Genomic DNA, 6,424 nt, shown 5'->3' with positions numbered 1-6,424 from the left:
AGACTGTAAATCTGTTACGTTTCGTTTCGATGGTTCGAATCCATCTTCCTCCACCAACTTATAATGGGCGCATAGCTCAGCTGGGAGAGCACCTGCCTTACAAGCAGGGGGTCACAGGTTCGAGCCCTGTTGTGCCCACCATTATAAAAATAATTAATATAGTAATATGTGCTGGCATGGCTCAACGGTAGAGCAGCTGACTTGTAATCAGCAGGTTGTAGGTTCGATTCCTATTGCCAGCTCCAATAAAATAATATGGAGGAATTCCCGAGTGGCCAAAGGGGGCAGACTGTAAATCTGTTACGTTTCGTTTCGATGGTTCGAATCCATCTTCCTCCACCAAAAAAAGAATAAACTTTTGTTTATTCTTTTTTATTTTCTATTTAAGTAAAAATAGGATGTGTAAAAATTTGATTAACAATGTTGACTAATTGCATTGTATATGATAGAATACTTTTGAAAATTGAATTATGTTACTCTTATCAAGAGAGGTGGAGGGAAAGGGCCCTATGAAACCCGGCAACCTGTATTATATAAGGTGCCAATTCCTGTAGAGTTATTCTACAAGATAAGAAAATGATTGTTAAATCACGCTCTTCTTATCGAAGAGCTTTTTTTTTTAAGTTTGCGCATGCTTAAATTATAAAAGAAACAATTAATAAAATAGTTTAACTACTATTTTTTGTATTTAAATAAGGTAAAACTTTTATAAGCGAGTATTATTCTATAAAACTAAATATATGGTTTTTAATGAAATAATTTTATTCGTAGAGATAATTATAATATTTAAATCTAAGGAGAGAAAAGATATGAGAAGATTATTTACTTCAGAATCAGTTACAGAGGGACATCCTGATAAAATGTGTGACCAAATTTCAGATGCTATACTAGATGCTATTATATCTAAAGATCCGATGGCTAGAGTTGCTTGTGAAACTTGCACAACAACAGGTATGGTTATGGTAATGGGAGAAATAACAACAAATTGTTACGTTGATATTCCTAAGGTAGTTAGAGAAACAGTAAGAGAAATTGGGTATGATAGAGCTAAATTTGGATTCGATTGTGATACTTGTTCAGTTATTACATCAATAGACGAACAATCTGCAGATATAGCTATGGGTGTAGATGAAGCTTTTGAATCAAAAAAGGGTGAAAAAGATGAAGTTGAAGCAGTTGGAGCTGGAGATCAAGGAATGATGTTTGGTTTTGCAACTAATGAAACTGAAGATTTTATGCCTCTTCCGGTATATATGGCTCATAAACTATCAAGAAGGCTTACAGAAGTAAGAAAGAATGGTACATTAAGTTACTTAAGACCAGATGGTAAAACTCAAGTAACAGTTGAATATGAAGATAATGTTCCAAAGAGGATTGATACTATAGTTATATCAACACAACATGATGAGAAAGTAACTTTAGAGCAAATTCACGAAGATCTTAAGAAATATGTTATAGATGCTGTTGTTCCAGCAGAATTATTGGACAGTGAAACTAGATATTTCATAAATCCGACTGGAAGATTCGTTGTTGGAGGACCTCAAGGAGATTCAGGATTAACAGGTAGAAAGATAATAGTTGATACTTATGGTGGATATGGTAGACACGGTGGTGGAGCTTTCTCAGGGAAAGATCCAACTAAAGTTGATAGATCGGCTGCATATGCTGCAAGATGGGTTGCTAAAAACTTAGTTGCTGCTGGCGTTGCAGATAAGTTAGAAATTCAATTAGCATATGCAATAGGTGTTGCAAAACCAGTTTCGATTGAAGTTGAAACATTTGGAACAGGAAAAGTGGATGAAGATAAGATTGTTGAAATAGTAGAGAGAGTATTTGATTTAAGACCAGGAGCTATAATTAGAGATCTTGACTTAAGAAGACCTATTTATAAACAAACAGCTGCGTATGGACACTTTGGAAGAAATGATCTTAACCTGCCATGGGAACAATTGAATAAAGTAGATGAAATAAGAAAAAACTTATAAAATAAGTCTTAAGCAAAATTTTTATTATTAACGTTTATATGGATAATAAAAGTTTGCATAGAATAATAAAAAGTCGTCTTAAATTTAGACGACTTTTTATTATGGAGAAATTTGTAATTATATATGTTTTAATAATAAATGTACATGTAGGATTCTAATAAATTAAGTATCTAGTTAATTTGAAAATGTAGGGCCTTCATTGCAGAAGAGATAAACGTTTAAATTTTAAGCACTTTTTAGACTTTATTATATAGTTATGGTTTCAGTTTTGATACTTTATTTGAAAGTTATTGCATGAATATAGTAATAGGAGAGGATTATAAGCTAGAAATTATTAAAATTAAATTACTATAAATATTTATGATATAATTAGAAGAAAAAATCAAAGTAAAATTTAAAGCTAAATTTTACTATTAGAAAGTTTAAGGTAAATATATAAAGATTTGGAGAGATTCTATATGGAAGTTCTAAATGGATTTGTTGAGAATATTGTTTTCAAAAGTGAGGATACCGGTTATGTCGTTTGCAGAATTAGAAACGAAAAGACCTTAATTAGTGCTGTGGGAACAGTTCCTTTTCTGAGAGAAGGACAAAATGTAAAGTTAACAGGATACTGGACAGTACATAAGCAATTTGGTAATCAATTTAATATTCAGGATTACGAAGAACTTCTCCCAAATTCATTAGACGGCATAGAAAAATATTTAAGTGCAGGAATAATACATGGAATTGGACCTGTTACAGCAAAGAAAATAATAGAGAGATTTGGTGAAGAAACTTTAGATATAATGGAAAATCATATTGAAAGGCTTATGGAGATAGAAGGTATAGGCGAAAAGAAATTTCAAATAATATATGAATCTTATATAGAGCAACAAGGTTTAAAAGACATAATTTTATATTTTCATAAGCATGGAGTTACTAACAATCAATGTGTAAAAATATATAAAAAATTTGGTCCAAATGCAAAGCAGATAGTGTCTAATAATCCTTATATATTATGCGATGAAATATCAGGAATCGGGTTTAAAACAGCTGATAGAATTGCTATGAGTATAGGGATTGAAAAGAATTCGGATTTTAGAATTCAAAGTGGAATTAAATATGTTATGAATCAATTCTGTTCTGCAGGAAACACATTTATGCCTAAAGATAATATAATAGAAGAGTGCGAAAATAATTTATTAATATCTAACGAATTAATTGAAAAAAATATATATGATATGGCTGCGCAGCAAAAAATTATCATTGAAAACATAAACGGTACTGAAGTAGGATTTTTACTTCAATATTATTATTGTGAACTTGGTGTTACTAGTAAAATAATAACTTTAGGGTTGCAGCAAATACAAACTATAAATTCAGATGTTGATTTTGAAATTAATGTTTTTGAAAAAGAACAAAATATAAAATTTGCAGAATCACAAAGAGAAGCAATCATTGGTGCATTTAATAATGGTATAGAGATAATTACTGGTGGTCCGGGGACAGGAAAAACTACAATTATAAAAGCAATAATACATATATATGAGAATAATGGAATGAAGGTAATACTTGGAGCGCCAACAGGAAGAGCTGCAAAGAGAATGACTGAATCAACAGGAAGGGAAGCAAAAACTATACATAGATTATTAGAAATGGGTGTTTCGGAGGATGATGAATCAGTATTTGAAAAGGGAGAATCATCGCCTCTAGATTGCGATGTAATAATAATTGATGAGGCGTCTATGATTGATGTTACCTTAATGCAGAATCTACTAAAAGCTATTAATTTAGGAACTAGGTTAATAATTGTGGGAGATGTTGATCAATTACCTTCTGTTGGTCCAGGAAATGTACTAAAAGATCTTATAGAAAGTGAATATATAAAAGTAGTAAGATTAAAAGAGATATTTAGACAAGGATCAGAAAGTTTAATTGTAGTAAACGCTCATAGAATAAATGAGGGGCAGATGCCTTTGCTAAATCAAAAGGATAAAGATTTTTTCTTCATTAATGAAGAAAATCAGGATAGAATTGCAAATACTATAATAGATTTAATAAATAGAAGACTTCCTAAATTCAATAAGTCCTGGAATAAATTGAAAGACATGCAGGTTTTAACTCCTATGAGAAAAGGAGTACTTGGAGTCACAAATTTAAATACTAAGCTTCAAGAAATGTTTAATACAGCATCAAAAGATAAGAAAGAAAAAACTTCTCGAGATATAATTTTAAGAGAAGGTGATAAGGTAATGCAAACAAAAAATAATTATACATTAAAGTGGATTAGGATTGGTGGTTATGGAGAAAATGAAGGAGTTGGAGTTTTTAATGGTGATCTAGGATTTATAGAAAGCATAGATGAAGAAAGAAAAACACTCACAATTATATTTGATGAAGAAAGAAAAGTTATATATGACTTCAATTTTTTAGACGAATTAGATTTGGCTTATGCTACTACAATACATAAAAGCCAAGGAAGTGAATTTAAGGTTGTAATAATTCCAGTATTTATGGGATCACCGTTTCTTATGAATCGTAATTTGCTTTATACAGGAATTACAAGAGCAAAACAATTAGTAGTGGTTGTTGGGTTCCAAAAAGCATTAATGTATATGATTAATAATACAAATAGTATAGAAAGGTATTCATCGTTGAAATATAGAATAAGAGATATAATAACAAAAGATGAATTTGAAGAATAGGTGAAAGGAGATAGATGTATGAGGAATTTATGTAAAGTAACTTTAGAAGATTTAAAGTATGCATTTGATAAGATAGATTATTGGTATAAGAAAAATATTAAATTTTTGACAATAATAACAGTTCCATTTAATACATCATGTGTTTTTTCAAGGATAATAAGCAAGGTTTCTCAAATGAATGGAAAAGTTTTATATGTATGGGGAAAGGAAGGTGAAAACAAAGAGTTAGTAAATATAACAAGGGAAATGTATTCTGATATAACTCATTCATATATTATAAAAGAAATTTCAAATACTAAACTTACTTTCGTACACTATAACAACCTAACGAAAATTAAACAGAACTATGATTTAATTATTTTTGATGATATAACATATTTTTCAAACCTGAGTAGTGCGAATATAAGAGAAATGTTAGAGATTTGTTCAAACATAGGAGAGAGAGGTATGCTTTATAGCATAGAAAAGACGACTCTAGTAGGGGAAAAGTTTGAGCTTGCAGCATATAATTATAAAAAACCGTTTGTAGAGCCTAGAGTATTAACAACAAGAATAGATCTAAATTTAGATATTCCATTTTCTCTTTATGATTATCTTAAATGGTTTAGGGAAAATAGTCATAAGGTAGCTATTTATGTACCTAATAAGGAGAAGCTTGATATAGTATATGATTATTTTTGTAATAAGCTAAAACTTTCAGATGTAAAGGTAATAAAAGTTTCAAGAAATGATGATATAAAAAAGAGTGAAAAAGTATCAAAGTATAAGGATAAGGCAATATTTATAGTAACTAATAAAATAGAGGAGTTACTTGAATATTGCTATATGGATGATGCAGTAGTACTTTTCGCTGATAATGAAAGATATACGTATAAAAAACTTTTATATATATGCGGTCAGATAAGAAATGTAAATCTAAAATTACCAGAGGTTCTTTTGGTATCAAACGATATATCAGAAGACATGGAGAAGACAAAAAATATGGCAAGAGATTTCAATAAAAAAGTATGGGAAAAGCGTTTAATAGAATTATAAGAAGGATATTAGAAGGACTAATTGAAGTTATATATCCAAGAGAGAATTATTGCATTATATGTAAACAGGATAACTGTTTTGGAATATGTGAACATTGCGTGAAAAGTATAAAAACAATAGCAGATTCATATCAAGATGAAATAATAAGTTATGGGTATTATGGAGGAGTATTAAAAGATTTAATACTTAAATTCAAATACAAAAGCAATTTCACAGCAGGAGATATACTGGCAGAATTTTTAGAAGAATATATTACAAGAAACTTGAAATATCAGGAGTATATAATAACTTATATACCACTATCAAAAGAATCTAAAAAGATTAGGGGATTTAATCAGTGCGAGTATATAGCAAAAAAAATAGCTAAGGATTTATCAATTGAAGTCCTAGAAATTTTGATAAAGGATAAAGAAACGAAAGAACAAAAAAAATTAAAGAGGGATGAAAGATATGAAAATATAAAAGATGCATTCAGAATAAAAAAAGGATTAGAAATTAGGAAATATAACATTATATTGGTAGATGATGTTACAACTACAGGGGCAACGCTTAAAGAAGCATATAAATTACTAAGAAAATATCAAGTAAAAGACATAAAACTCTTGACCTTAGCTAAAAGTCATATATAATATTAATGTAAAGCTAGGTTTGTGGTTGAAAGTCGAAGCTAGTCGCAGGCAAAACGATCCACGTAATTTAGACAAAATGTCTAAGGAG

At 29.8% G+C, this 6,424-nt stretch carries 4 protein-coding genes, 3 tRNA genes and 1 riboswitch; all 7 genes read left to right on the top strand.

Annotated features, from left to right (window positions below; all coding sequences use genetic code 11):
- The first annotated feature begins 65 nt into the window (after positions 1-65).
- A tRNA-Val gene (locus T483_RS0107680) sits at positions 66-141 on the top strand.
- A 29-nt stretch (positions 142-170) separates the two neighbouring features.
- Positions 171-245: transfer RNA gene (locus tag T483_RS0107675), tRNA-Thr, on the top strand.
- Positions 246-257: 12 nt separating this feature from the next.
- Positions 258-342 (top strand) — tRNA-Tyr (locus tag T483_RS0107670).
- A 134-nt stretch (positions 343-476) separates the two neighbouring features.
- A riboswitch (SAM riboswitch) is annotated at positions 477-575 on the top strand.
- A 234-nt stretch (positions 576-809) separates the two neighbouring features.
- Positions 810-1,985 carry a methionine adenosyltransferase gene (gene metK, locus T483_RS0107665; RefSeq protein WP_026886330.1) on the top strand — a complete coding sequence of 392 codons (1,176 nt, stop codon included), beginning with the start codon at positions 810-812 and terminating at the stop codon, positions 1,983-1,985.
- Between the two features lie 458 nt (positions 1,986-2,443).
- On the top strand, positions 2,444-4,672 hold the full coding sequence (gene recD2, locus T483_RS0107660) for an SF1B family DNA helicase RecD2 (protein WP_026886329.1): 2,229 nt from the start codon (positions 2,444-2,446) through the stop codon (positions 4,670-4,672).
- 18 nt (positions 4,673-4,690) lie between these two features.
- Positions 4,691-5,707, top strand: a complete 1,017-nt coding sequence (locus T483_RS0107655) for a hypothetical protein (protein ID WP_026886328.1) — start codon at positions 4,691-4,693, stop codon at positions 5,705-5,707.
- Positions 5,680-6,336 (top strand): ComF family protein, encoded by a 657-nt coding sequence (locus T483_RS0107650; RefSeq protein WP_026886327.1) that lies wholly within the window; start codon positions 5,680-5,682, stop codon positions 6,334-6,336. Before T483_RS0107655 ends, T483_RS0107650 begins: the two co-directional genes overlap by 28 nt.
- The last annotated feature ends 88 nt before the right edge of the window (positions 6,337-6,424 follow it).

Source organism: Clostridium beijerinckii HUN142, assembly GCF_000621745.1.
Taxonomy (GTDB): Bacteria; Bacillota; Clostridia; order Clostridiales; family Clostridiaceae; genus Clostridium; species Clostridium beijerinckii_A.
Note: the sequence above shows the minus strand (reverse complement) of the source record. Positions and strands in the feature narration are given on the sequence as shown.

Excerpts from the sequence above, each read along its gene's own strand:
- recD2 (WP_026886329.1), top strand. The coding sequence starts at position 2,444 with ATGGAAGTTCTAAATGGATTTGTTGAGAATATTGTTTTCAAAAGTGAG.
- T483_RS0107650 (WP_026886327.1), top strand. The coding sequence starts at position 5,680 with ATGGGAAAAGCGTTTAATAGAATTATAAGAAGGATATTAGAAGGACTA.
- metK (WP_026886330.1), top strand. The coding sequence starts at position 810 with ATGAGAAGATTATTTACTTCAGAATCAGTTACAGAGGGACATCCTGAT.
- T483_RS0107655 (WP_026886328.1), top strand. The coding sequence starts at position 4,691 with ATGAGGAATTTATGTAAAGTAACTTTAGAAGATTTAAAGTATGCATTT.